This window comes from Halorubrum distributum JCM 13561, assembly GCF_000337395.1.
GTDB lineage: Archaea > Halobacteriota > Halobacteria > Halobacteriales > Haloferacaceae > Halorubrum > Halorubrum distributum.
On record NZ_AOJF01000040.1, the window covers coordinates 88335 to 111876 of the forward strand.

Here is a 23542-nt window from a genome sequence, read left to right on the forward strand (position 1 = left end):
CGGGAGGCCCGCGCACGCTCGTTGCGCGCTTCAGTCGCTCGCGATGCTCGCTCCTTCCAGTGCTTACGTCGCCTGCGCGGGCCTCCCGGCTGCCCCTTCGAGTCCCACCCGACCGTGACCGCACAGCACCTCTCACCTCCCCAACCTCGCCGCTCGCTCGGGGCTCCCTTCGGTCGCCCACGTCGCTCGCGGCGTCCCTCGCGCGTGCTCCTCGCGGCCGCCTTCGGCGGCCACTCGGAGGCACGCGCCACCGCGTCGTTCATTTATAAATAGTCGTCGCCGTCCCTCGCTATCTTTAAATATCGTATCGCTATCGACGTTCCTGACCCAAATTCTCGTTATCGACCCCGCAATCCCAGCATCTCGCGCGTCTGCTCGGGCGTCGCCACGGGCCGACCCAGTTCCTCCGCTATCCGCGTCGCGCGCGCCACCAGCTGCTCGTTCGTCGCCAGCTCGCCCCGCTCGTAGTACCGGTTGTCCTCCAGCCCGACCCGGACGTGCCCGCCGAGCAGCAGCGACTGGGTCGTCATCGGGAGCTGATGCGGGCCGAACCCGATTACGTTGAACTCGACGCCCTCCGGGAGCGCCTCGACCCGATTCATCAGATTCCGCGGGTGCGGCGGCGACGTGGTCCCGCCGCCGAAGAGGAAGTTGAGGTACGGCGGGTCGTCGAGCTCGTCCAGAATCGCCAACGACTCGTTGAGCTGGCCGTCGTTGAACACCTCCAGTTCGGGCTTGATGCCCCGCTCTTTCATCTCGGCGTGAAGCGACGACACCAGCTCCCGGGTGTTCTCCGAGGTGAGCCGGTCGTAGCGGTTGAGCGGCCCCATGTCGAGCGACGCCATCTCGGGGGCGGGGTCGGTCCGGAGCGGCTCGTGTCGGAGGGCGTCCGGCGCCGCCGTCCCCCCGGTGGAGTGCTGGAGGACCGCGTCGTCGGTGGCCTCGCGGACCGCGTCCGCCACCGCCTGAAAGCGCTCCGTCGAGAAGGCGCGCTCCCCGTTGTCCCGGCGCGCGTGGAGGTGGAGCACGCTCGCGCCCGCCTCCTCGCAGGCGGCCGCGGCCGCGGCGACCTCCTCCGGCGTCTCCGGCAGGTCCGGGTGCGCCTCCTTCCCGTGGACGCCGCCCGTAAGCGCCGCGGTGACGATCGCCGGCTTCCCGTCGAGGTAGTCGTCGTAGGTCATCCGTCGGCGTCCGCGTCGTCGGTCGGCGCTGATTCCGGCTCCTCGTAGAACTCGCAGTCCGTCTCGGGGTCGAGTCCGTACCGCGCGTTACAGATGTCCGCGCGCATCGGTTGGACGAACGATCCCGTCACGGTACAGAACGCGCGGGCGGTCTCGAACGACTTCCCGTCGCCCGCCTCGCGGTACGACAAGTGCTGGCACGCCTCGTCCATGGCGGACGGAGGCGGGGAAGCGGCTTGAAACCACGCGTTGGAAGCGCCGACCAGACCCAACACCGCCTGGTCCGGCCGACCCACCCCGATCCGACCGACGCTGTTTAACCGACCGCCCGAGAACGGGGGACCATGGAGCCGGTCGACGACTGGCGCGCCGCGATCGAGGAGGCCGGAGAGCTGACCGGCCCGATCGCCGCGGCCATCGTCGACGAACACGGCGACCGCGGGCAGCGCGCCATCGAGGCGGTCGGCGAGGGGCGCGTGAAGCGCTACCGGGATTTCACCGTCGTCGTGGGCCACGAGGACGAGTACGTCGTCGAGGACGGGGAGTGCAACTGCGCGGACGCGACGTACAACCTCGACGCCGACGACCCCGACCAGCGCTGCTGGCACGCCATCGCGGTCGACGTCGCGGACGCGCTCGACGCCGTCGACCACCACGACATGTGGTACTCCGAGGTCCGCGAGTTCCTGTAAGATCGACGGGGGAAGCGTCCTCCCCGTTGTCTCCCTCTCGAAGCAGCCGCCGCTGAGACGCGTGAATCGGCCGTTTTCGCGAATTTCGGCCTGAGAGTCGAAAACGTTTACAACGGCGGCCGGTCTCCCCTACGGTATGGCGGACTGTCCACTCGCCGACGACTGCCCCAGCTTCGACGAACGCATTCAGGGGATGGGGTGTCAACACTACGGCAACAAAGGCGGCGCGGAGTGGTGTAACCACTACGACATGCCGATCTACGAGCTGAAACAGCAGCCGGTCCAGCCCGGCGAGGCGGTCGTCGTCGAGGTCGACGACATCCACGAGAGCGGTGCCGGCGTCGGCCGCACCGACGACGGATTCATCATCCTCGTCGACGGCCTCCTCCCCCCGGCGCGCGCCGAGGTCAAGATCCACCGCGTGAAGTCCAGCCACGCGACGGCGGAGGAAGTGATCGAGCGCCTCCCCGACGACCCGGAAGCGGAGGAGGGAGACGACGAGGCCGCCGACGGCGACGCGGCGGACGACGAGAACGACGAGGACGACGAGCGCGGTCGCCCGGACCGCACGGACCGCGAACGGCTCGGCAGCCGCGAGAACTTCTGGGGCAAGTGACGGCGTCCCGGGGGAGCCCCGCCCCACGGACAGTCCGGACGCCGTCGATTTCTCGGGCGACCCCCGCCCGATCTCTTCGCTCGCGCCCGCCGCGCGAATCCGCCGTTTTTTGAGCGACCGGCCCGTCGGTGGTCACATGGCCGCAGACGACGAGCAGCCGGACCCAGCGGACGTCGATGCCGACTCGATCCTGGAGCGAGCCGGCTTCGACGCCGACGAGAGCGTGCTCACCCGCCGACAGGCGGAGGTGCTGGCGCTCCGCGAGCGCGGGCTCCGGCAGTCGGACATCGCCGACCGGCTCGGCACCTCGCGCGCGAACGTCTCCAGCGTGGAGTCGAGCGCCCGCGACAACGTCGAGCGCGCCCGCGAGACGGTCGCGTTCGCCGAGGCGCTGTCTGCGCCGGTCCGCGTCGAGATCGAGGCCGGAACCGACCTCTACGACGCGCCGAAGCAGGTGTACGACGCCTGCGACGAGGCGGGCGTGAAGGTGAACCAGACCGCGCCCGAGCTGATGAAAACGATCGGCGACCGCGCGGGCGACGCGGTCCGCGGCCGCGAGGTCCGCAACCGCCTCTTCGTCACGGTCGCCGCGGACGGACAGATCCGCGTCCGACATTCGTAACCCCGGTTTCTCGGCCGTTCTCCCGTCACTCCTCGTCGATCCGCTCCGCGACGCCGACCAGCGTCGCGCCCGCCGTGACGGTCGCCTCCCGCGCGACCGAGTAGGCGATCCCGTCGCGATCGGCGCGCGCGACCTGGAGCGTCTCGAACGTCGTCGGGTCGAACACCTCGCCGACGCGCTCGCCCTCCGTCACCCGGTCCCCGACGGCGAGGTCGGGCTCGGGGACGAACAGCCCGGAGTCGTCGGCGATGGCGCGCCCGAGGTGGTTGCGCGCGACGACCCCGTCCCACGCGTCGGGCTCGCCCGCCAGGAGCCCCTCGTGCCGCAGCGCGCCGACCATCCCGGACACGCCCGCCGCGACCGCCTCCGGGACGATCTCCTTGCTGTGCGCGAGCTCGGGCGTGATCGTCGGGATCCCCTCGCGGGTGGCGGCGACCCGGAGCTTCCCGGCGAAGCCGCGCTCGTCCCACTCGGTGTCGGCGTCGTCGCCCGCCGCCTCCGCGAGCAGGAGGCCCGCGCCGAACGCCTCCGCGAGCCCGCGGCAGGCCTCGTCGCCGCGCATGTACACCGTATGCGTCGCCATCGACGGCGACCCGGTGTGGAGGTCGACGATCGCGTCCGCCTCGCCGGCGAACCGCCACAGCCGGGCCGCCATCCGCTCGTGGAGCGAGCCCTCCGGGTCGCCGGGCCAGCAGCGGTTCATGTTCGGCTGCCGCGAGTCGAGCGACTCGGGCGTCGTGTACGAGACGCGGTCGAAGGTGAGGGGGTCGGCGACCGGCACCGCCACGAGCGTGCCGTCGAGGTCGGCGGCCGACGGCCCGTCCTCGGCTCCGGTCTCGGACGCCTCGCCGACGAGTCGCTCGTGGAGCCGCCTGAGGACCGCGGTCCCGTTCACCTCCCGGCCGTGTTGGGCCGCTTGCGTGTACACCACGGGCGCGTCCTCGGGCGCGTCGAGTTCGGGGCCGTCGTCGCCGTCGACGAGTTCGCCCTCGCCGTACGCGTGGACGGTCGTCCGGATCGGCACGCCCGAGGGGAGTCGCGCGAGCGTCAGTTCTCGGCTGGTGTGCATGGTCCGGATCGGGGCGGATCGGGGTTATACCTCGGGGGTTCGGTCGCCGCGCGGTTCGGCCGCCGTGCGGTTCGGTCGCCGTGCGGTTCGGTCGCCGCGCGGTCGCTCCCGCTCCGACTTCTGCCGCGCCCCGACCGCGGACGCTAAGGCCGTGGCCCGCCGAGCGCGTCCCATGCGGGTCACCCTCCTCGGGACGGGCGACACGACGGGGACGCCGACCGTCGGCTGCGACTGCGACACCTGCGAACGGGCCCGCGAGCGCGGGGTGTCGCGGTCGCGCTTCTCCGTCCACGTCGCCAACGAGCGCACCGGCGAGTCGCTGCTCGTCGACTTCAGTCCCGACTTCAGACAGCAGTTCCTCGCGGCCGACGTCCCCCTCCCGGACGCCGGGCTCGTGACGCACATCCACTTCGACCACCTCGACGGGCTCGGCAACGTCTACCGGCTCGTCGACGGGCTCCCGGTCCACGCGCCGAACGAGACCGACCCCGCGACGGACCAGAGCGTCGCCGAGACGATCCGCGACAAGTACGACTACCTCGAAGACCGGATCGGCGTCCACGCCCGCGACCCGTTCGAGCCGTTCGAGACCTGCGGGTTCGAGGTCCGGTTCGTCCCGGTCGACCACCCGCCGCTTCTGTGTTACGGCGTCGTGATCGAGGATCCGGAGACGGGCGCGACGCTCTCGCTCACCGGCGACACCAGCTACGACGTCCCCGAGGCCTCCCGCGAGGCGCTCGCCGATCCCGACCTCCTGCTCGCCGACGCCATCGTCCCGGCCTCGCTCTGTGAACACCACCCGATCGGCGGGCGCCACGAGGGGCCGGACGGCGTCCCGCGGACGTTCGGCACGAAGCACATGACCCGGGAGGGCGCGCTCGCGCTCGCGGACGACCTCGACGCCGACCGGACGCGGCTCGTCCACCTCGCGCACTTCTACCCCGCCGACGAGGCGTTCGAGGAGCCGCTGGCGGTCGACGGCGAGGTGTACGAGCTGTAGCGGGCGCGGCGGGCCTCCGCGGGCTGTATCCTTTTGGCTCGGTAGCACGTAGCACGCGCAGATGGCCGCGACGGATCGACTCCGGACCGCGCTCGACCGCCTGGAGCCGCCGCCGCGCGCGGTCGACTGGTCGCTGTTCGCGTTCGTCGTCGCCGAGGCGGTCACGGGGCTGGTCTCCTTCACCGTCGGCGTCCCCGAGGGGTGGCCCCTCTTCTGGCTCCACCGCGCCCTCGGCGTCGGCATCGTCGCGCTGCTCGCGTGGAAGCTCGCGCGGGTCCGTCGCCGGCTCACCGACCCCGGCCTCTGGCGGCGGTCGACCGCGCTCTCCGTCCTGACGCTCGTCGCCGCGGTCGGTGCCATCGGGACCGGCGTCGCGTGGGTGTTCGGCCTTGACGTGCGTCTCTCCTACTGGACCCTGCTGTCCGTTCACGTCGGGTTCGGGCTCGCGCTCGTCCCGCTCGTGGCCGCGCACGCGTCGACCCGGTTCCGGCTCCCGCGCCGCGTCGACTTCGAGCGGCGCCGGACCGCGGTCCGCTACTTCGCGCTGCTCGCGGCCGGCGGCGCGACCTACCGGCTCCAGCAGGGCGTCAACGACGCGCTCGACACCGCCGGCGCCGACCGGCGGTTCACCGGCTCGCAGCCCCGCGGGGGCGCCGGGAACGGCGCGTTCCCGATCACGTCGTGGGTCGCCGACGACCCCGACCCGATCGACCGGGACGCGTACCGGCTGGCGGTCGACGGCCTCGTGCGCGACCCCGTCGAACTGACCGCCGCCGACCTCGCCGCCGGCCACGAGACGGAGGCGCTGCTTGACTGTACGAGCGGCTGGTACACGGTCCAGGAGTGGGACGGAATCCGGGTCGGCGACCTGCTGGATGCGGCCGGCGGGGTCGCGGCCCCGGGGGACGCTCCCGAGGCGGATTCCGACCCCGAGCCGGCTTACGTCCGGTTCACGTCCGTGACGGGCTACCGCTGGAGCCTCCCGCTGGAGGAGGCAGCAGACGCGCTGCTCGCGACCCACGTCGGCGGCGAGCGACTGAGCCACGGGCACGGCGCGCCCGCCCGACTCGTCGCGCCCGACAGGCGGGGGTTCCAGTGGGTGAAGTGGGTGACGCGCGTGGAGGTCCGCTCGGAGTACGACTTCGGCCAGTGGGTGGTGACGTTGGTGAGCGGGTTCGACTGAGCGGCGATCGCTTCACGACCGCGGAGGGCCCGGTTACTCGTACTCGCTCCCGACGACCTCGCGGATGCGCTCCGCGGTCACCGGGCCGACGCCGTCGACCTCGAGGAGGTCGTCCTCCGGCGCGGTCATCACGGCCTCCACGGTGCCGAAGTGTTCGAGGAGGGTGCGCGCCGTGACCGGGCCGATGTCGGCGATTGCGGAGACGACGTACTCCTGCTGTTCGGCGCGCGTCTTCGTCGTCTTCTCGCCGTGGACGCTCACCTCGCGGTCGCGCGTCTCCTGCTCGCGCTTGGCGATCGTCGCGAGCAGTTCGGTGGTGTCGTCTTCGCCCTCGGTGCGGAGGACGCTCACGTCGAAGTCGACCGCGAGCGACGCGAGCGCGCCGCGGATCGCGTTGGGCTCGATGTCCCGCTGCCCGTAGAGGTTCGTCCCCTCGACGACCATCACCGGCCGGGCGTACGCCCGCGAGAGCTCGCCGATCTGCTCGAACATCGAGCGGTCCCCGTCGAGCATCGAGTCGACGAAGTCGGCCGCGGACTTGCGCTCGACGGCGACGCGGTCGGAGAGCACGTAGTCGCCGACCGCGAGCGTCTCCAGCCGGGTGACGAGCCCGTCGCGCGTCGAGAGGTCCTTCGCGATCGAGGAGTCGAGCTCGCGCTGGTCGACGACGACCTCGACGCCGTCGTCGACGCCGGCGGTCGCGACGACGCCGTCGTCGTCCGCGTCGTCGTCGCCCGCTTCGGCCTCGCCGCTCGCTTCCGATTCGTCGCTCACGTCGTCCTCGCCCTCCCGCGCCTCCTCGGCGAAGTCGGTGAGTCCGGCGTCGTCGTCCCCGGCGTCGTCGCTGTCCTCGTCGATCGCATCCGCGCTCTCTTCGAGTCCGGCCTCGGCGTCCGCGTTCTCACCCCTGTTCCCGGATCCCCCGCCGAACGCGTCGAGGCCGGCCTGCCCGTCGTCGCCGACGTTCTCTTCGATGTCGTCGGTGGCCTCCTTCAGCTCGGCGAGCTGGCTGGCCATCTTCTTCTCGCGGCGCCGCGAGATCCAGAAGAACGCCTCGTCGCGGGTGTCCTCGGCCATCAGGACCACCACCTTCCCCTCGGCCTGTCGGCCGGTCCGGCCCTTGCGCTGGATCGAGCGGATCGCGGTCGGGACCGGCTCGTAGAAGCAGACGAGGTCGACCTCGGGCACGTCGAGCCCCTCCTCGGCGACGCTCGTGGAGACGAGCACCTCGAACTCGCCGTTCTTGAACTCGTCGAGCGTCTCCTGCTGCTGTGTCTGGCTCATCCCGTCCGAGCCCTCCTTGTCGCCCTGCCCGACGAACTTGCGCACGTCGAAGCTGGCGGAGAGGAACTCCACGAGCGCCTCTGCGGTGTCGCGCGACTCGGTGAAGAGGATGGCGCGCTCGCCGCCGTTGATCCCGAGGGTTTCGGCCAGGAGGATCCGGGCCTTCGAGAACTTCGGGTGGAGCCCGTCGAACGACTCCGCCTTCCGCATCGCTTCCCGAACCTTGGGGTCCGCGACCATGCGCTGGCTCGCCTTCGAGGCGCCAGACGAGCGGGCGGCCTCGCGCTGGCGCTCGAAGTAGCGCCGGACGGACTCGACCGACTGGGTCTCGACCAGCTCGGTCGCGCGCCGGAGCTTCATCACCTCGGCGTGGGTCGACATCCCCTTGTACCCGTCTGACTGGTCGTTGTCCATCATCTGTTTCAGCTGCCCCCGCATCTTGTTGAGGTCCTTCTGCGAGAGGTCGGGGTTCGTCGTGTTCGTCACCCCGAGCTGTTTCAGCTTCTCCAACCGGTCGGTGATCACCTCGTTGAGCGCGTCGCGGATGTCGAGGACCTCGTCCGGCAGCGTCACCTGCTCCCACTGAACGTCGGTGTCGTGGGTGTACTCGTCGACGTCGGCGTCCTCCTCGGTCATCACCTCGACGTTGACGAGCCCGAGGTTCTCGCAGACCGTCTCGATCTCCTCGGTGTCGCCGCCGGGCGAGGCCGACATCCCGGTGACGAGGGGATCGGCCGCGTCGGCGTGGTAGCGCTCCGCGATGTAGACGTACGCGTAGTCGCCGGTCGCGCGGTGGCACTCGTCGAAGGTGAGGTGGGTCACGTCGCGCAGCGAGATCCGGTTGCCGACGAGGTCGTTCTCGACGACCTGCGGGGTCGCGATCACGATCCGGGCGTCGTCCCACAGCGCGGCGCGGTCGTCGGGCTTCACGTCGCCGGTGAAGACGACAATCTCGTCGTCCGGAACCGAGAGGGCCTCGCGGTAGAAGTCCGCGTGCTGCTGGACGAGGGGCTTCGTGGGGGCTAAAAAGAGCGCCTTCCCGCCCGCCTGGTGGAGGCGCTCGGCGGTGACGAGCAGGCTGACCGTCGTCTTTCCGAGGCCGGTCGGGAGACAGACGAGCGTGTGTTCGTCGGCGGCGGCGTCCGCCAGCTGGAGCTGGTAGCGGCGTCGCTGGAGGAAGTCGTCGACGAGCAGGGGTCTGTCGATCCCGGCGGCCTCGGTCGCCATCGGCGGCTCTTGGCCGGCACCGGCCTAAAGCCTTCGCGAACCGGGGTGAAAGTTATCGGTCGCCGGACCGCTCCTCTCGGAGCTCCTCGGGCACGTCCTCGTCGACCAGCTGCGCCCACTCCGCGAGCCGGTCGCCGGATCGTGTTTGCGCACTCATCACGCGACGGATCTCCGTGGTGCGTATTAACAGTTGCCCCGATTCTACACGATTTAACATCGGTTCGGTGCGTTCCGCTCTCCGGTCGGCCGCGGGTCCCTTCGGGCCGACCGCGACACGCACCGCTCCCGCTCGGACCGACTCGCACGCCTTTTACCGCTCACGCGCCTCCGGCCGGCATGAGCAACCTCGACGAGTTCCTCGCGGGCGAGCGGCTCGACGACGTGGTCTTCTACCTGAGCGACGCGTACCTCGACGACGACTCCCGGCTGCGCGAGGTCGGAACCGAGACCGACGGCGGCGTCCGCCTGATTCTCGACGGCGAGACCGGCCGGTCCGCGTTCCAGGCCGGCACGGGCATGGGCGCGATGGAGTTCGCGAAGACGGCGATGGACGCGGACGGCGAGATCGCGCGCTCGCTCGACGACGGGGCGTGTCCGTTCGCGGGCGACGACGACGCGGCCGACGACCACGAGGTACAGTTCGTCTTCGCGTTCGCGGAGGCGCAAAACGAGGAGGTCGGCGGCCTCTACGCCGAGGGGGACGTGGTCCACGCGTACACCCACTGCACCTGCGGCGAGAGCTACTCGCACAAGTGGGTGATCGGCGAGCGCGACGGCGAGTAGATCGCGGCTGCGGGCGACCTTACTCCTCAGGAGCGTCGTCTTCCGGCACCGCGCCGTCGACGAGCGACTGGTCGCCGTACTGCTCGCGGAGGTCCTTCTTCGAGAACTTCCCGGTGGCGGTCTTGGGCACCTCGTCGATGAACTCCACCGCGTCCGGCACCCACCACTTGGGGTACTCCTCGCGGAGGCCGGTCTCGATCCGCTCGACGATCTCCTCGCGGTCGACGCCGTCGGCCACGACGACGAACGCCACGGGGCGCTCCTGCCAGCGCTCGTGGGGCACGCCGACGACGGCCGCCTCGCTGACGCCGTCGTAGGCCATGATCGCGTTCTCCAGCTCGACGCTGGAGATCCACTCGCCGCCGGACTTGATCACGTCCTTCGTCCGGTCGACGAGCTGCATGTAGCCGTCCTCGTCGACGGTGACCACGTCGCCGGTCTTCAGCCAGCCGTCGACGAACTCCTCCTCGTTGGCCTCCGGGCGCTTGAAGTACTCCTTCGTGACCCACGGGCCGCGGATGCGGAGCTCGCCGAACGCCTCGCCGTCCCACGGGATCTCCTCGCCGTCCTCGTCGATGACCTCGAACTCCAGGCCGGGGGCGACGAGCCCCTGCTTCGAGCGCTTGTTGACCTGCGTGTCGTAGTCGGCGTCGCGCAGGTCGTCCTTGAGATGCGACACGGTGCCGATCGGCGACAGCTCCGTCATCCCCCACGCGTGGAGCACCTCGACGTCGCGCTCGTCGTACCACTCGATCAGCGCCTTCGGCGCGGCCGCGCCGCCGATGATCACGGTGTCGAGCGTCGAGAGGTCGACCTCGTTGCCCCCCTCGACGTACTCGCGGAGCCCGAGCCACACCGTCGGGACGCCCGCGGAGAGGGTCACGCCCTCCTCCTCGATCAGCGCCGCGAGGTCCGCGGGGTCCGGCGAGGGACCGGGGTAGACGTGCTTCGCGCCCGCGGCGGCCGCGGTGAACGGCATCCCCCACGCGTTCACGTGGAACATGGGGACGACAGGCATCACCACGTCGGAGTCCTCCATCGGGATCCCCTGCGGCGTCTGGGAGGCCATCGTGTGGCTCCACAGCATCGACTGGGTGTACTCGACGCCCTTCGGCTTCCCCGTCGTGCCGGAGGTGTAACAGAGGCCGGCGGGCTGGTCGCCGTCGAGGTCCGGCCAGTCGTACTCGGTCGAGTAGTCGCCGATGAACTCCTCGTAGGCGGGCGCGTCGAGCGCGTCGATCCCCTCGGAGCCCATCGCGACGAAGTCGACGTCGTCGAACTCCGCGGCGCCCTCCGCCGCGCCAGCGATCTTCTCCGCCAGCGACGGGTCGACGAAGATGATCTCGTCGTCGGCGTCGTCGACGATGTACTGGATGTGCTCGTCGGGCAGCAGCGGGTTGATCGTGTGGAGCTGCGCGCCCGTGTTCGGGACGCCGAAGTACGTCTCGAAGTGCCGGGTGTGGTTCCAGCAGAACGTCGCGACGCGGTCGCCGCGCTCGATCCCGTAGTCGTCGAGGGCGTTCGCGAGCCGCGCCGTCCGGTCGGCGTACTCGCTGTAGGTGTGCCGCGTGCGCCCCTCGTGGGTGCGCGAGACGATCTCCGTGTCCGGGTACAGTCGTTCGGCGCGCCACATGAACGGTCGCAGGGTCTGCGCGTGTCCGCCTGGCATACCTCACACACCACGGGGTCGGGAACTATGAACGTTATCATCATTGATCGTGAATCTTCGCGGATACTCGGAGAACGCGCGTCCCGCCTCGACAGGTCATTTAAAAACGGTCGACGGCCGGTTGTCGGTGAGCGCCGCTCGCGCCTCTGCCGTTTGCTTATAAACAGCTCCCGGGAGGTCGATGTCGAGCACCGCCGAAGCCCCAGTCGCTCGGCCGTACGACGATAGTGTTTATAAATAGCCGATCGACACGAACACCGCCTCGCGACTGCCCCTTCGAGTCCCGCCCCGCACCTCACACCTCCCCAGCCTCGTCGGCCTCCCTTCGCTTCGCTCCGGTCGGCCGACTCCAGCGAGGGACCGAAGGTCCCTCTAGCAGCCGGCGCGTAGCGCCGGCGACCTCGCGCGTGCGGTTCGCGCCGCGGTGCGGCGCTCACCGGCACGCGCCGCCGCACAGATTCTATTTAAAAGAAGAGATCATCCCCGAAACAGGCTCGCGTGGACGGGCGCGTGGTCGGAGCTCGGTCGCGGGTCGTCGCCGTCGTCGCCGCCCTCGTCGGAGACCGCACGGCCGTCGACGCCGTCGGCGAGGAAATCGCGGACGGGCGGACCGACGTGTTCCGGCTCGACGAGGAACGCGTCGTGGCCGTGGTCGGAGTCGATCACGTGGTGCGCCACCGGGACGCCGGACTCGCGGAAGGCGTCGGCGAGGGAGGCGGACTGCTCGACGGTGAAGTGCCAGTCGGCGGTGAAGCTCAGCAGGAGGGTCTCGCCCTCGAAGGCGGCGAGCGCGTCGGCGTCGGCGCCGTGGCCGGCGGCGAGGTCGTACTCGTCCATCGCACGCGTGAGGTACAGGTAGCTGTTCGCGTCGAACCGGTCCCCGAACCCCTCCGCCTGGTAGTCGAGGTACGACTCCACCTCGCGGTACGGGAAGAAGCCCGCCGTCGGCTCCGGCGGCAGCCCGAGGTCGCCGTCCTCGCGCGTCAGGGAGTCGCGGCCGGCCGACCGGCGCCCGAACTTCCGCTCCATCGACGCCTTCGAGAGGTACATGATGTGCCCGATCTGGCGGGCGATCGCGAGCCCCTCGGTCGGGTCCGGCCGGTCGTCGCCGTAGTAGTCGCCGCCGTTCCAGTCGGCGTCCGCGCGGATGGCGCGGCGCGCGACCGCGTCGAGCGCGAGGCACTGCGCGTCGAGGCGCCCGGCGGTCGCGATGGCCACGACGCGGTCGACGTCGTCCGGGTACCGCTTCGCCCACTCCAAGGCGTTCATCCCGCCGACGCTGCCGCCGACGACCGCACGGAGCCGCCCCACGCCGAGGTGGTCGAGCAGGCGGCGCTGCGCGCGCGCCCAGTCCTCGACCTGGACCGGCGGGAACGCCGTGCCCCACCGGTCGTGGTCGGGCTCCTCGCGCAGGTCGAGGTCCGCGGGGCGCTCGCTGGCCGGGCCCGTCGTCCCGTAACAGGAGCCGGGGACGTTCGCGCAGACGACGTAGTACTCGGTCGTGTCGATCGCCTTCCCCGGGCCGACGACGTCGTCCCACCACGCGCGGGCCTGTCCGGCCTGTCCGGCTCCGGCCGTCTCGGCGTCGCGCTCCGGCTCGGGCGACCGCGCGACGTTCTGGCTGCCGGTGAGCGCGTGGCAGACCAACACGACGTTGTCGCCGTCGAACTCGCCGTGGGTCTCGTAGGCGACCTCGAAGTCGGGGACCGACTGCCCGCACTCGAAGGTGAACTCGCCGAGCGAGGCGACCCCGTGGTCGGTCGGGACGGCGCTCATCTCAGCTCCCCCCGGCGGCGCGCTCGCCCGCGGCCAGCCCCGCGTCGAGGTCGGCGATCACGTCGTCGGCGTCCTCGATGCCGACCGAGAGCCGGAGCATCTCCGGGTGGACGCCCGCGTGTCGCTGTTGCTCCTCGTCCATCTGCGCGTGCGTCGTGGAGGCCGGGTGGATGACGAGCGTCTTCGCGTCGCCGATGTTCGCGAGGAAGCTGGTCAGCTCGACCGCCTCGCAGAACGCCTTGGCGGCCTCGTAGCCGCCGTCGACGCCGAACGTGACCATCCCGCCGAAGCCGTCGAGGTACTCCGCGGCGTTGCCGTGGCTCCGGTGGTCGTCGAAGCCGGGGTAGCTCACCCAGTCGACGCGGTCGTCCTCGCGGAGGAACTCCGCGACCCGCCGCGCGTTCTCGCAGTGGCGCTCCATCCGCAGCGGGAGCGTGTTGAGCCCCTGGATCGTCTGCCACGCGTCGAAGGGGGACTGCTGGCCGCCGGTCGGCCGCACGCCGCGCTGGCGGACGACGTTGGCGAAGGCGGCGTCGCCGAACTGCTCGACGAAGTCGATCGGATAGGCGGGCGACTCCCCGTCGAGCTCGTCGTAGTCGGCGTCGGGGTGGTCCCACGGGAACTGCCCGCCGTCGACGACGACCCCGCCGACGGTGGTGCCGTTGCCCGTGATCCACTTCGTCGTCGACTCCCAGACGACGTCGGCGCCGTGTTCGAACGGGCGACAGCAGTACGGCGTCGCGAACGTGTTGTCGACGACGAGGGGGACCGCGTGCTCGTGGGCGATCTCGGCGAGCCGCTCGAAGTCGGGCGTGACGAGCGAGGGGTTCGCGATCGTCTCGACGTGGACGAACGCGGTGTCCTCGTCGACGGCGTCCGCGTACGCCTCGTAGTCGAGCGTGTCGACCAGCCGCGCCTCGATCCCGCGCCGGTTCGCGATGCTCGTGAGGTACGCGGCCGTCCCACCGTACATCTCCGAGCTGGCGACGACGTTGTCGCCCGCGCTCGCGAGGACGGTCGCGATCGCGTCGAACGCGGCCATCCCCGACCCGGTCGCGACCGCGTCCGACCCGCCGGCCAGATCCGCGATCCGGTCTTCCAAGACGTTCACCGTCGGGTTCGAGAGCCGGGAGTAGACGTGGCCCTCCGACCGGAGCGCGTACAGCTCCGCCGCCGTGTCCGCGTCGTCGAAGACGTACGACGTGGTCTGGTGGATCGGCGTGGCGCGGGCGCCGGTGGCCGAATCGGGCTCGGCGCCGGCGTGGAGGCTCCGGGTGTTGAACCCACGTGTCATGTTTGTTGCTCATACGTCTGCGCACATCTATAACCGTCAGTTACGGCAATTGATGCCCCTTCGGCGTTGACTCCGCCGCGGCCACGACTCCACAGCGCTGTGCCGCGTCCGTCGCTCCGAAGCGTGCGTTTATGCCCGGTCGGGCGTCAACCGGTGGTAATGGCAGTCGCCGCCCCAGTCCCCGACCTCGCCGACCGCGCGACCGACTGCGCCGACCGCCTGCGCGAGGCCGGCCGGGCCCTGCTCGCGTCGCACATCGACGCCGACGGGATCACGAGCGCCGCGATCGCCTCGTCCGCGCTCGCGCGGGCCGGGATCGACCACGAGGTCGTCTTCGAGAAGCAGCTGGACGCCGACTCGATCGCCGGGATCGCCGCCCGCGAGTTCGACGTGGTGCTCTTCACCGACTTCGGCTCCGGCCAGCTCGACGTCATCGCCGACCACGAGGAGCGCGGCAACTTCGTCCCCGTGATCGCCGACCATCACCAGCCCGCCGACCGCGACACGCGGTACCACCTCAACCCCCTGCTGGAGGGGATCGACGGCGCGAGCGAGCTCTCCGGCGCCGGCGCGAGCTACCTCCTCGCCCGCGCGCTGGAGGGCCCCGACGGCGACAACCGCGACCTCGCCGCGCTCGCGGTCGTCGGCGCGGTCGGCGACATGCAGGACTCCGACGGCGAACTCGTCGGCGCCAACGAGTCGATCGTCGCCGACGGGGTCGACGCCGGCGTCCTCGAGGCCCGGACCGACCTCGACCTGTACGGCAGACAGACCCGGCCGCTCCCGAAGCTGCTGGAGTACGCCTCCGACGTGAAGATCCCGGGGATCTCGAACGACGAGGCGGGGGCGATCTCCTTCCTCACCGGCCTCGACGTCGACGTGAAACGCGACGGGGAGTGGCGGCGCTGGGTCGACCTCGACGGCGAGGAGCGGCAGGCCCTCGCGTCGGCGCTGATGCGCCGCGCGGTCGCCTCCGGCGTCCCGTCCGACCGGATCGAGGCGCTCGTCGGCACCTCCTACACGCTGGTCGACGAGGAGCCCGGCACCGAGCTGCGCGACGTCAGCGAGTTCTCCACGCTGCTCAACGCGACCGCCCGCTACGAGCGCGGCGACGTCGGCCTCGCGGTGTGTCTCGGCGACCGTGGCGACGCGCTCGCGGAGGCGCGCCGGCTGCTCCGCACGCACCGGAAAAACCTCTCCGAGGGGCTCCAGTGGGTCAAAACCGAGGGCGTCACCCACGAGGACCACCTCCAGTGGTTCGACGCGGGGTCGCGCATCCGCGAGACCATCGTCGGCATCGTCGCCGGGATGGCGGTCGGCTCCCCCGCAGTCGACCGCTCGAAGCCGGTGATCGCGTTCGCCGAGGAGAGCGCCGAGGAACTGAAGGTGTCCTCGCGCGGCTCGCACGCGCTCGTTCGGCGGGGGCTCGACCTCTCCGCGGTGATGCGCGAGGCGAGCCGGGCCGTCGGCGGCGACGGCGGCGGTCACGACGTGGCCGCGGGCGCGACCATCCCCATCGGCGAGCGCGACGCGTTCCTCGCCGAGGCCGACCGGATCGTCGGCGAGCAGCTCTCGTAAGCCGGTCCGGCCGTCGCTCCGGAGCCCGAAACGACCCGTCCGGCCGTCACTTCAGCGTGGCGTAGGTCAAAAGCGACACCGCGAGCAGCTCCAGCACGCTCATGGCGAGCACGACCCGTCCTACGAGCGGGTCCATCGCGTACAGCGTCCGCATGTTCGCGAAGAAGAACGCGATGGAGACCAGGTTCTCGACCAACAGCACGGCGCTGAAGCCCACCAGCCCGAGCAGCAGCGTCGACCCGAACTCGCGGTAGTTGCGGAGCCAGACCGAACCCAGAACCGCCAGCAGGGCGCTGTTGACGACCGCTATCAGCACGGCGACGCCGGTCGGCGACGCGGGGTTCATTCCGCGTCCACCTCCGCGGTGATCTCCTCGAACGTCTCCGCGTGGCGCTCGAAGCGGTCGGTCAGGAAATACAGCTTCCCGTAGTCGTGGTCGCTCGGCTCGACGACGTCGTGGTCTTTCAGCATGTCGAGGTGGTGTGTGATCGTGTTGTAGTCGACGTCCAGCGCCTCCGCGAGCTCGTTCGCGTTCCACGGGCGGTCGCGGAGCCGCCGGACGATCCGGACCCTGTTGGCGCCACCGCGGCTCGCGACGAACAGGTACCACAGGGCCTTCTCCATTTGGCGTACTGGTGTGTCGAGTAGGTGCTGAAAGTCGTTTCGGCCGGGTAGCCGCTCCGCGCTCGTCTCGGACCGCGGGGGCCGCGTCAGCCGACCGTCCGACGCACCCACCCCGACGCGCCGCTCGGGACGGACCCGGACTCCTCCCGCGTCTGGAGGGTCCCCTCGCCGTCGACCGCGCGGACGACGACCTCGCGCTCCCCGTCGGCCTCGAAGACGTGGCGCCACTGCCGCCAGACGTCGGCGTCCGGGAGCGCGTCGGAGAGCTCGGCGTCGGTCCACGTGTCGCCGCCGTCGGTCGACACCTCGACGCGCTCGACGCCGGGCGTCCCGGCGTAGGCGTGGCCGGCGAGCTCGATCCGGCCGTCGCCGAGCTCCGTGACCCCCTCGTCCCAGAGCTTGGCGACCGTCTTCACCTCGCCGGTCCCCTCCCAGCCGCGCTCCTCCCAGTAGCCGTCCTCCTCGACGTTCAGGAGCTCGATCTCCGAGAGCCACTTCACGTTCGTCTCCCCCCAGTGGCCCGGGATCAGCACCCGGACCGGGTGGCCGTGGCTGGTCGGGAGCTCCTTGCCGTTCATCCCCCACGCGAGGAACCCCTCCGCGAGGACGTCGACCGGGAACTGCACGTAGTAGCCGTCCTCGCCGCGCAGCATGGCGCAGTTGCAGTCGCCTTGGGGGTCCACGGATTCGAGCAGCGGGCGGATCGGCGTCCCCGTCCAGACCGCGTTGCCGATGCGGCGGCCGTTCAGGTCCTCGCCGACGCACCGCAGCGTCACCGCGCGGTTCTCGGCGGGCCGGTCGATCAGCTCGTCGAAGGTCACCGTCCGCTCGCTCCCGGTCTCGCCGGTGAACGTCAGCGACCACTCGTCGGCGGTGACCTCGGGATCGAACTCCGCGATGTCGACGTTGTAGAACTCCCCGATCGGCGTCACCATCCCCTGGAGGTCGTCGCTCTCGAACGCCAGCGCGGCCGAGTCCAGCTCCTGGAGCCGCGCGGCCGCGCCCTCCGAGCGCGGGGCGTCGGGGAGCGGCTCCGCGTCCGACGCGAACGCCCGACGGCCCACCGCGGTGGCGGCGACGAACCCGAGCGCCCCGGCGACGACCCCGAGCGTCCGGCGGCGCACCGCGTCGACGACCGCCGGCGCGTCCCTCGCCCCGGCCGAGTCGCCGCCGGACGGCGCGGCCGACGAGGGGAGCCAGCCGATCCCGACGACCGCCGCCGCGGGGAGCGCCGCGCCCAGCGCGCCGAGCGAGATCCCGGTCAGCCCCGCAGCGAGCAGCCAGGATCCCCCTCCCGCGACCGCGGCGCCGGCGGCGCGCCGGTCGGTGCGCGTGGCGATCCGAAGCCCCGCGAACGCGACCGCCCCGAACAGTCCGACGGCGATCGCGAGCGCCAGCGCGATGTGGATCAGGTGGCCCGCCTCGCCGAGGGTCTCGATCGTCGCCGTCACGATCGGCCCGGGGGTCAGGTTGACGACGGTCTGGTCGATCGGCCTGACGACGAACGACGGCGTCCACCCCGCGACGAGGTACGAGCCGGCGATCGCGGCCGCGCCGGCCGCCGCGGCGAGGAGCGTTTCTCGCCGCTCGGTAACGTTACTCATACGCTATGTGGGGGTCACGGTCACTTGAACTACGTCCTCGACGGCCGGGTACTCGTGGCCGTCGTCGACGTCGCTCAGCCGGCGGACGACGCCGTCCTCGTCGGCGCCTTGGTCGGGTGCGTCTTGGGCCGGTGCCTGATCGGGACCGGTTCCGGGCGGTTCCGCGTTCGGCTCCGTCCCCGCGTCGAACAGTGCCACGGCGTCGGTGACGTCGCCGTCGACCGGGTCGCCGTCCTCGGGCCAGAGCCCGATCCCGCCCTCCTCCGTCGAGACGAACACGTCGTTCGAGGGGACGAACATCGAGGCGAACGAGAGCCGCTGGCCGGGCGAGACGTCGACCGCGAACTCGAAGGCGCCGCCGGGCGCGATCGGCGGCGCCCCGGGAACTGACCCCATCGGATCGTTCGGGTCCGCGACAGTGTCGTCGGGCGTGTACGCCCCTGACCGATGGACCTCCGTCGCTCCGTCGAGCTCGTCGACGAGCCCCTCTTCCCCCTCGAACCCGGTCGGCGGCCCGGCCTCCGCGAGCGCTTCGAGCCCGATCGACGCCGACTCGCCGAGGTCGAAAATCGGGTTCTCGCCATCGTGGACGGCGTACGCACCCGGCGTGATCCAAACGGCCCCGCCGGTCGAGGTGTCCGCGGGATAGAAATCCGGGGGCGCGACGTTTTCGATCCGGATCCGAACCGCGACGGACTCCGCCATCCCGTCGCCGCCGTCCGTCTCGTCGTCGCCGTCCGTCTCGTCACTTCCGTTCATTCCGTCATCTCCGTTCGTCCCATCTTCGCCGTCCATCTCCCCGTCGCCCCCGCCGTCACCGAGGCAACCGGAAAGCGCCAGCGCCACGAGTCCGCCGCTCGTCGTCAGGAACCGCCGCCGTGTGTCGTGTTCCGTCATGTCTCCGCCGAGGGAGATGACGGGGATATAAATTTTTCAACTACCGGACAACTTTCGGTCGGAGTCGGGGCGAGATCCGTTCAAAATTCGTTCCGGATCCGACCGCAGTGGGCAATTTCTGTGGTCAGTCGCTGTCAACGGAGAGCGAAACGAATCGGGCGCCGGCGGTCGGAGCAGTAGCGAGGCGGTCGGCGCCGCGTCAGGCCTCGCCGAGGTCGCGGAACATCGCGCGGTAGTCGTCGGTCGACAGCGACTCGCCGAGGTCGTCGATGTCGGCGTCGAGCTCCTCCAGCCGCTCGACGAGGTCGGCGTACGCCTCGTTCCCCTCGCGCTGCGCGGCCGGCTTCTGCGAGCTCAACACGGCGCGCTTGCTGGCGAGCGCGGCGGCCTCCTGGACGAGGTCGTCGTACTCGCTGCGCGTCAGGAGCGTGTCGATGGCGGCGAGCAGCTTCGTGCGGCTCACCGGCTTGGTGAGGTAGAGGTCGAACCCCATGTCGATGATGTCGAAGTCGGGCTCGACCGCGGTGACCATTGCCACGCGGCAGTCGTACCCCTCCCCGCGGATGTGGTCTAAGACGTCGTCGCCGCTCCCGTCGGGGAGTCGGCGGTCGAGGAGCACCACGTCGATCTCGGCGTCGACGCGGTCGATGGCCTCGGTCGCGGTCTCAGCGACGTCGACCGCGTACCGCTCCTCTAAGAAGCCGGCGTACAGCGCCGCGATGTCTGGCTCGTCCTCCACGACGAGTATCGACGGGTCGCTCACCGTCGATCACCGCCGGGAGCGACCGGACACGCTTCACCGGGCATACACGAACGGGCGTTGTGTCGAGAGATAAAACTGTCGCCGTCCGTTCGCCCGATGTCACCGAGCGTTGCTTCTCCCGGACCGACCCCTCCGCTCCGACGCACTGAACCGTCTTTTATATACACCGACCGCCAAGGGGGAGACGAATGTCAGAACTCGTCTCCACCGGGGTCGAGGGGCTCGACTCCATTCTCACCGGCGGCATCACCCAGCGGTCGACGGTCCTCGTCTCGGGGAACCCGGGCACCGGCAAGAGCATCTTCGGCATCCAGTACCTCCATCACGGCGTCTCCGAACACGGCGAGCGCGGCGTTTACGTCTCCTTCGAGGAAGACGAGGCCGACATCCGCGGCGCGGCCGAGTCCGTCGGCTTCGAGGGGTTCGACGAGATGGTCGACGACGGCGACATCGTCATCCTCGACAAACGCGAGATGCTGCGGGAGACCGACTTCTCGACCGCGGTCGACCGCCTGCTCGACACCGTCGAGGACGGCGACTTCGACCGGCTCGTCCTCGACTCGCTGTCGATGTTCCAGCTGTTCTTCGACGCCGAACAGGAGAAGCGCACCTACCTGCTGAAGTTCTCGGACATCCTCAAGGCCAACGGGCTCACCTCGCTGCTCATCAACGAGCAGGGCGCCGTCTTCCCCGACACCGAGGTCGGCCTGGAGAACTTCCTCACCGACGGGAACATCTACTTCATCCAGACGCCGACCGACTCCGGCGTCAACCGCTACGTCTGGGTGGCGAAGATGCGGAAACAGGACATCGACACCGACATCTTCCCGATGGAGATCGGCCAGGGCGGGATCACCGTCCACGAGCGCGCGGGCGGCTTCTCGATGATGGGCGGCTCCGACGACCAGCCGTCGTTCTGACGGGCCGGGGGCCGGCCGGCCGCCTCTTCACTCCCGCGACGAGAGGTCGCGCCAGACGTCGTCGAGGCGGTTCTTTACCGCCGACCGCTCCTCCACCTCGACAGTGAGCCCGTCGCGGAAGTCGACCTCCACCCCGTCGACCTTCCGGCGATACACCTTCACGCGCCGGTGTTCGTCCGAGAGCGGCCGGTCGTGTAGCTCCAGAAGATCCGCCTCCTCCAACTCGTTGATCCGTCGGTAACACGTCGCGATCGGGACGTCCAGCTGGTCGCTGAGGTCCTGCGCCGACTTCGCGTCGCCAGTCGCCGTCAGGATGTCCGTGTTGTATTTGTTACCGAGTACGGTGATCAGATCGTCCCCCACCATTCACGTTATCGAGATTGATTTTTATGACTTATAAGGATACCGGTGATTACCCCGGACGGCAAACGTCTCGATCCGGCGTGCCGTACGGGGTCGAAGGCGGTTCCTCGACGCAAATCGCCGCGCCGTGTTATCGCCGCTGATACCCGCCACCGTGGGTTTATTATCCGCGTTCGAGCAGGAGCGGTATGGAGCTCATCGAGGGGTTGTACCTGATGACGACCACCGTGCTGGCCGGCGCGAGCGCGACGCTCGTCGCGTTCGCGGTCGCGGCGTACCGGTCGTCCGGTCGCACGGCGATGGCGTACTTGGCGGTCGGCTTCGGGCTCGTCGTCGTCGCGGCGATCGGAACGCCCGCGGCCGCCTTCCTGACGGGATTCGGTAACGCGGAGGCGCTACTGTTGGTCAACACGGGACTGCTCGCGGCGTCGATGGCGCTCGTCGCCGGGAGCCTCGCCGTCTACGAGCCGGGAACTCAGGAGTTCGTGATCCCCGAATCGGAGCTGTCGCGGCTGCGCGACCGGTAAAAAGAGAGAAGCTGAGACGCGCAGAGACGGAACACCAGCCACAACGCGTGCTGTAACTCTCCCGGCCGCGGTCGCCGATTATCCGGTCCGGTCTTTCTGGTAACGTCGATCGCGCTGTTCGGTTTCCCTCCGTACTTTCGTCGGTGAGCGACTACGACGGACGCGGCATCCTCAGATCCAACGCTGAGAACGTCTCGCGCTTTTCGTTAATTAGTTCTGTAATTATCTAACCAAAATAAACACGAAAAACGCACGACGTGAGTTGTTTATCAATACGGATAACCGGAAACGTGATCTTAAGTAGGAATTCCCCATCGCTATCGATAACGCCCGCCGGGCAGGCCGGGGGCCGACGCAAACAACCAATGTTCGAAGCAATCACGGACGAGGAACAACGCGGTCAAGTGGGGATCGGGACCCTCATCGTGTTCATCGCGATGGTGCTGGTGGCGGCGATCGCCGCCGGCGTTCTGATCAACACTGCCGGGTTCCTCCAGACGCAGGCGGAAGCAACGGGCGAAGAAAGTACAGCGCAAGTCAGCGACCGGCTCCAGATCGTGAGCCAGTCCGGGAACGTGACCGATCTCAACGTCACCGGCAACGGTGATGAACGCGCTATTGACAAGCTCCAGATCACGGTCGCTCAGTCACCCGGTGCCGGAAACATCGATCTCACCGAAGTAAGCGTCGAGCTAATCGGCACCGGCGGACAGGTCTCCGGCACGCTCAATCAGACCAACAACATCGATATCTTCACCGATGACGTCGAAGACGCGGTCGTTCTGACTGATAGCGGCGATCGAGCAGAGATCACGCTGAATCTTAACGGAACGGCGCCGAATGACGACTTCACATACAACGACGACGTTGCCGACGGGGGGCTCGAGGCTGGTAGTAGCCTCTCGGTAACGTTCACGACGGCGTCCGGTGCGACGACCACCACCGAACTCCGCGTTCCGACGACGCTGACTGAAGAACAGACCTCGGTGAGGCTGTAACAATGTTCGAATTTATCAACAACAGTGAGGATCGCGGTCAGGTTGGGATCGGTACGCTCATCGTGTTCATCGCGATGGTGCTGGTGGCGGCGATCGCCGCCGGCGTCCTGATCAACACAGCAGGCTTCCTACAGTCACAGGCGGAGGCCACGGGACAGGAAAGTACTGACCTCGTGTCCGAACGGATCGACGTGTCCAGCGAAGTCGGTATCGTCGGTAACGCGAGCTCAGGCGAGCTCGAATCGATCCGGATTGCTGTCTCCGGTGCTGCCGGCTCTGATCAGATCGACCTCTCTGAAACGACTATTCAGGCGGTCGGTCCGAACGGACAGGCGAACCTCGTGTTCACCGAACAAGCAGCGGACGGGACTGATTTGGTATCCGGTGACAACGCGAGCCAGCTCAACGCGAGCACGTTCGCGGTCCAGAACAGTACGAATGCGTGGGTTACCAGCGACAACGCGGTACTGAACGGTGAGGAAGACTACACCATCGTTCTTAACCCCGGCGCGCAGCCGTTCGGTGAACTCACCGCAGAGAACAGCGATAGCGGTGTGTACAACACCACCTACAACTACGCCCACTTGGACAGCAGCATCAGCGGCTTCGGCCAGAGTGACAGCTCGTCGCTCGAAATCGTCTCGCCCGCGTCGGCGACAACCTCCGTTGAACTCAACTCACCCGACCTCTACGAGGAGGACGGCGAAGCGGTCCGGCTCTAACGAGCCTCGAACAGCGCGGCAACCACAACGTCGGCGGCTCGGCCGCCCGCAACACCTATTTTTCGGCGTGCGCTACCACAACCCATGAGTGACGACGACGCGGTCCCGGCCGACCCGGACGAGCTCGACTCTGTCTCTTATACACATCTC

General features: G+C 69.5%; 24 protein-coding genes. 11 read left to right on the plus strand and 13 right to left on the minus strand.

Annotation, left to right across the window (positions count from 1 at the left end):
* Window positions 1-338: 338 nt before the first annotated feature.
* Window positions 339-1181 (minus strand): BKACE family enzyme, encoded by an 843-nt coding sequence (locus C470_RS09905; protein WP_008366977.1) that lies wholly within the window; start codon window positions 1179-1181, stop codon window positions 339-341.
* Window positions 1178-1393 (minus strand): hypothetical protein, encoded by a 216-nt coding sequence (locus tag C470_RS09910; RefSeq protein WP_008366979.1) that lies wholly within the window; start codon window positions 1391-1393, stop codon window positions 1178-1180. The genes C470_RS09905 and C470_RS09910 overlap by 4 nt, the downstream gene beginning before the upstream one ends.
* A gap of 132 nt (window positions 1394-1525) precedes the next feature.
* Between C470_RS09910 and C470_RS09915 the strand changes: the two genes are divergently transcribed.
* From C470_RS09915 to C470_RS09925, 3 genes are all read left to right on the plus strand, one after another.
* The gene (locus tag C470_RS09915; protein WP_007345499.1) at window positions 1526-1873 is read left to right on the plus strand and encodes a hypothetical protein; all 348 of its coding nucleotides are present in this window, start codon (window positions 1526-1528) and stop codon (window positions 1871-1873) included.
* A gap of 136 nt (window positions 1874-2009) precedes the next feature.
* Window positions 2010-2489, plus strand: coding sequence for a TRAM domain-containing protein (locus C470_RS09920; protein WP_008366981.1), 480 nt, complete (start codon window positions 2010-2012; stop codon window positions 2487-2489).
* A 136-nt stretch (window positions 2490-2625) separates the two neighbouring features.
* Window positions 2626-3111, plus strand: coding sequence for a Tfx family DNA-binding protein (locus C470_RS09925; RefSeq protein ID WP_004597628.1), 486 nt, complete (start codon window positions 2626-2628; stop codon window positions 3109-3111).
* Window positions 3112-3136: 25 nt separating this feature from the next.
* On the opposite strand, the gene C470_RS09930 is transcribed toward C470_RS09925, so the two are convergent.
* The gene (locus C470_RS09930; RefSeq protein ID WP_008366983.1) at window positions 3137-4180 is read right to left on the minus strand and encodes a succinylglutamate desuccinylase/aspartoacylase family protein; all 1044 of its coding nucleotides are present in this window, start codon (window positions 4178-4180) and stop codon (window positions 3137-3139) included.
* 172 nt (window positions 4181-4352) lie between these two features.
* On the opposite strand from C470_RS09930, the gene C470_RS09935 reads away from it, so the two are divergent.
* Window positions 4353-5180 carry an MBL fold metallo-hydrolase gene (locus C470_RS09935; protein ID WP_008366985.1) on the plus strand — a complete coding sequence of 276 codons (828 nt, stop codon included), beginning with the start codon at window positions 4353-4355 and terminating at the stop codon, window positions 5178-5180.
* Between the two features lie 61 nt (window positions 5181-5241).
* Window positions 5242-6363, plus strand: a complete 1122-nt coding sequence (locus tag C470_RS09940) for a molybdopterin-dependent oxidoreductase (protein WP_008366986.1) — start codon at window positions 5242-5244, stop codon at window positions 6361-6363.
* A gap of 33 nt (window positions 6364-6396) precedes the next feature.
* Here C470_RS09940 and C470_RS09945 read toward each other — a convergent pair whose 3' ends face one another.
* Window positions 6397-8874 carry a DEAD/DEAH box helicase gene (locus tag C470_RS09945; protein ID WP_008366988.1) on the minus strand — a complete coding sequence of 826 codons (2478 nt, stop codon included), beginning with the start codon at window positions 8872-8874 and terminating at the stop codon, window positions 6397-6399.
* A gap of 336 nt (window positions 8875-9210) precedes the next feature.
* Between C470_RS09945 and C470_RS09950 the strand changes: the two genes are divergently transcribed.
* A complete protein-coding gene (locus tag C470_RS09950; RefSeq protein ID WP_008366990.1) occupies window positions 9211-9657 on the plus strand; it encodes a DUF5807 family protein in 447 nt (148 codons plus the stop codon).
* A 19-nt stretch (window positions 9658-9676) separates the two neighbouring features.
* Here the strand turns inward: C470_RS09950 and C470_RS09955 are convergent, their stop codons facing one another.
* The 3 genes from C470_RS09955 to C470_RS09965 all read right to left on the minus strand — a co-directional run bounded on the left by C470_RS09955 (window position 9677) and on the right by C470_RS09965 (window position 14396).
* Complete coding sequence (locus tag C470_RS09955; protein ID WP_008366992.1) at window positions 9677-11326, minus strand: long-chain fatty acid--CoA ligase; 1650 nt, start codon at window positions 11324-11326, stop codon at window positions 9677-9679.
* 477 nt (window positions 11327-11803) lie between these two features.
* Entirely contained in the window at window positions 11804-13102 is a 1299-nt protein-coding gene (metX, locus tag C470_RS09960) for a homoserine O-acetyltransferase MetX (RefSeq protein ID WP_008366993.1), read from the minus strand.
* Window position 13103: 1 nt separating this feature from the next.
* Window positions 13104-14396 (minus strand): O-acetylhomoserine aminocarboxypropyltransferase/cysteine synthase family protein, encoded by a 1293-nt coding sequence (locus C470_RS09965; RefSeq protein WP_007996014.1) that lies wholly within the window; start codon window positions 14394-14396, stop codon window positions 13104-13106.
* Window positions 14397-14555: 159 nt separating this feature from the next.
* Between C470_RS09965 and C470_RS09970 the strand changes: the two genes are divergently transcribed.
* On the plus strand, window positions 14556-15974 hold the full coding sequence (locus C470_RS09970; RefSeq protein WP_008366996.1) for a single-stranded-DNA-specific exonuclease RecJ: 1419 nt from the start codon (window positions 14556-14558) through the stop codon (window positions 15972-15974).
* 46 nt (window positions 15975-16020) lie between these two features.
* Here the strand turns inward: C470_RS09970 and C470_RS09975 are convergent, their stop codons facing one another.
* From C470_RS09975 to C470_RS09995, 5 genes are all read right to left on the minus strand, one after another.
* On the minus strand, window positions 16021-16320 hold the full coding sequence (locus C470_RS09975; RefSeq protein WP_008366997.1) for a hypothetical protein: 300 nt from the start codon (window positions 16318-16320) through the stop codon (window positions 16021-16023).
* Window positions 16317-16598 (minus strand): winged helix-turn-helix domain-containing protein, encoded by a 282-nt coding sequence (locus C470_RS09980; RefSeq protein WP_008366999.1) that lies wholly within the window; start codon window positions 16596-16598, stop codon window positions 16317-16319. Before C470_RS09980 ends, C470_RS09975 begins: the two co-directional genes overlap by 4 nt.
* A gap of 86 nt (window positions 16599-16684) precedes the next feature.
* Window positions 16685-18202: a molybdopterin-dependent oxidoreductase gene (locus tag C470_RS09985; RefSeq protein WP_008367001.1), complete on the minus strand. Its 1518-nt coding sequence runs from the start codon at window positions 18200-18202 to the stop codon at window positions 16685-16687.
* A gap of 3 nt (window positions 18203-18205) precedes the next feature.
* Window positions 18206-19099 carry a spondin domain-containing protein gene (locus tag C470_RS09990; RefSeq protein WP_008367004.1) on the minus strand — a complete coding sequence of 298 codons (894 nt, stop codon included), beginning with the start codon at window positions 19097-19099 and terminating at the stop codon, window positions 18206-18208.
* A gap of 199 nt (window positions 19100-19298) precedes the next feature.
* Window positions 19299-19862: a HalX domain-containing protein gene (locus C470_RS09995; RefSeq protein WP_008367007.1), complete on the minus strand. Its 564-nt coding sequence runs from the start codon at window positions 19860-19862 to the stop codon at window positions 19299-19301.
* Window positions 19863-20050: 188 nt separating this feature from the next.
* Between C470_RS09995 and C470_RS10000 the strand changes: the two genes are divergently transcribed.
* On the plus strand, window positions 20051-20782 hold the full coding sequence (locus tag C470_RS10000; RefSeq protein WP_004597593.1) for an RAD55 family ATPase: 732 nt from the start codon (window positions 20051-20053) through the stop codon (window positions 20780-20782).
* A 27-nt stretch (window positions 20783-20809) separates the two neighbouring features.
* Here the strand turns inward: C470_RS10000 and C470_RS10005 are convergent, their stop codons facing one another.
* A complete protein-coding gene (locus tag C470_RS10005; RefSeq protein ID WP_004597591.1) occupies window positions 20810-21148 on the minus strand; it encodes a helix-turn-helix domain-containing protein in 339 nt (112 codons plus the stop codon).
* Between the two features lie 185 nt (window positions 21149-21333).
* On the opposite strand from C470_RS10005, the gene C470_RS10010 reads away from it, so the two are divergent.
* From C470_RS10010 to C470_RS10020, 3 genes are all read left to right on the plus strand, one after another.
* Window positions 21334-21672: a hypothetical protein gene (locus C470_RS10010; RefSeq protein ID WP_004597587.1), complete on the plus strand. Its 339-nt coding sequence runs from the start codon at window positions 21334-21336 to the stop codon at window positions 21670-21672.
* Window positions 21673-22037: 365 nt separating this feature from the next.
* Window positions 22038-22670, plus strand: a complete 633-nt coding sequence (locus C470_RS10015; RefSeq protein WP_008367009.1) for an archaellin/type IV pilin N-terminal domain-containing protein — start codon at window positions 22038-22040, stop codon at window positions 22668-22670.
* Window positions 22671-22672: 2 nt separating this feature from the next.
* Window positions 22673-23392: an archaellin/type IV pilin N-terminal domain-containing protein gene (locus C470_RS10020; RefSeq protein ID WP_008367012.1), complete on the plus strand. Its 720-nt coding sequence runs from the start codon at window positions 22673-22675 to the stop codon at window positions 23390-23392.
* The last annotated feature ends 150 nt before the right edge of the window (window positions 23393-23542 follow it).

Coding starts and splice junctions, on each gene's coding strand:
- C470_RS09950 (WP_008366990.1), top strand. CDS start 9,211: ATGAGCAACCTCGACGAGTTCCTCGCGGGCGAGCGGCTCGACGACGTG.
- C470_RS09935 (WP_008366985.1), top strand. CDS start 4,353: ATGCGGGTCACCCTCCTCGGGACGGGCGACACGACGGGGACGCCGACC.
- C470_RS09970 (WP_008366996.1), top strand. CDS start 14,556: ATGGCAGTCGCCGCCCCAGTCCCCGACCTCGCCGACCGCGCGACCGAC.
- C470_RS10020 (WP_008367012.1), top strand. CDS start 22,673: ATGTTCGAATTTATCAACAACAGTGAGGATCGCGGTCAGGTTGGGATC.
- C470_RS10005 (WP_004597591.1), bottom strand. CDS start 21,148: ATGGTGGGGGACGATCTGATCACCGTACTCGGTAACAAATACAACACG.
- C470_RS09940 (WP_008366986.1), top strand. CDS start 5,242: ATGGCCGCGACGGATCGACTCCGGACCGCGCTCGACCGCCTGGAGCCG.
- C470_RS09965 (WP_007996014.1), bottom strand. CDS start 14,396: ATGACACGTGGGTTCAACACCCGGAGCCTCCACGCCGGCGCCGAGCCC.
- C470_RS09985 (WP_008367001.1), bottom strand. CDS start 18,202: ATGAGTAACGTTACCGAGCGGCGAGAAACGCTCCTCGCCGCGGCGGCC.
- metX (WP_008366993.1), bottom strand. CDS start 13,102: ATGAGCGCCGTCCCGACCGACCACGGGGTCGCCTCGCTCGGCGAGTTC.
- C470_RS09905 (WP_008366977.1), bottom strand. CDS start 1,181: ATGACCTACGACGACTACCTCGACGGGAAGCCGGCGATCGTCACCGCG.
- C470_RS09920 (WP_008366981.1), top strand. CDS start 2,010: ATGGCGGACTGTCCACTCGCCGACGACTGCCCCAGCTTCGACGAACGC.
- C470_RS09945 (WP_008366988.1), bottom strand. CDS start 8,874: ATGGCGACCGAGGCCGCCGGGATCGACAGACCCCTGCTCGTCGACGAC.
- C470_RS09915 (WP_007345499.1), top strand. CDS start 1,526: ATGGAGCCGGTCGACGACTGGCGCGCCGCGATCGAGGAGGCCGGAGAG.
- C470_RS09955 (WP_008366992.1), bottom strand. CDS start 11,326: ATGCCAGGCGGACACGCGCAGACCCTGCGACCGTTCATGTGGCGCGCC.
- C470_RS09930 (WP_008366983.1), bottom strand. CDS start 4,180: ATGCACACCAGCCGAGAACTGACGCTCGCGCGACTCCCCTCGGGCGTG.
- C470_RS09910 (WP_008366979.1), bottom strand. CDS start 1,393: ATGGACGAGGCGTGCCAGCACTTGTCGTACCGCGAGGCGGGCGACGGG.
- C470_RS10010 (WP_004597587.1), top strand. CDS start 21,334: ATGGAGCTCATCGAGGGGTTGTACCTGATGACGACCACCGTGCTGGCC.
- C470_RS09980 (WP_008366999.1), bottom strand. CDS start 16,598: ATGGAGAAGGCCCTGTGGTACCTGTTCGTCGCGAGCCGCGGTGGCGCC.
- C470_RS09975 (WP_008366997.1), bottom strand. CDS start 16,320: ATGAACCCCGCGTCGCCGACCGGCGTCGCCGTGCTGATAGCGGTCGTC.
- C470_RS10000 (WP_004597593.1), top strand. CDS start 20,051: ATGTCAGAACTCGTCTCCACCGGGGTCGAGGGGCTCGACTCCATTCTC.
- C470_RS10015 (WP_008367009.1), top strand. CDS start 22,038: ATGTTCGAAGCAATCACGGACGAGGAACAACGCGGTCAAGTGGGGATC.
- C470_RS09990 (WP_008367004.1), bottom strand. CDS start 19,099: ATGACGGAACACGACACACGGCGGCGGTTCCTGACGACGAGCGGCGGA.
- C470_RS09925 (WP_004597628.1), top strand. CDS start 2,626: ATGGCCGCAGACGACGAGCAGCCGGACCCAGCGGACGTCGATGCCGAC.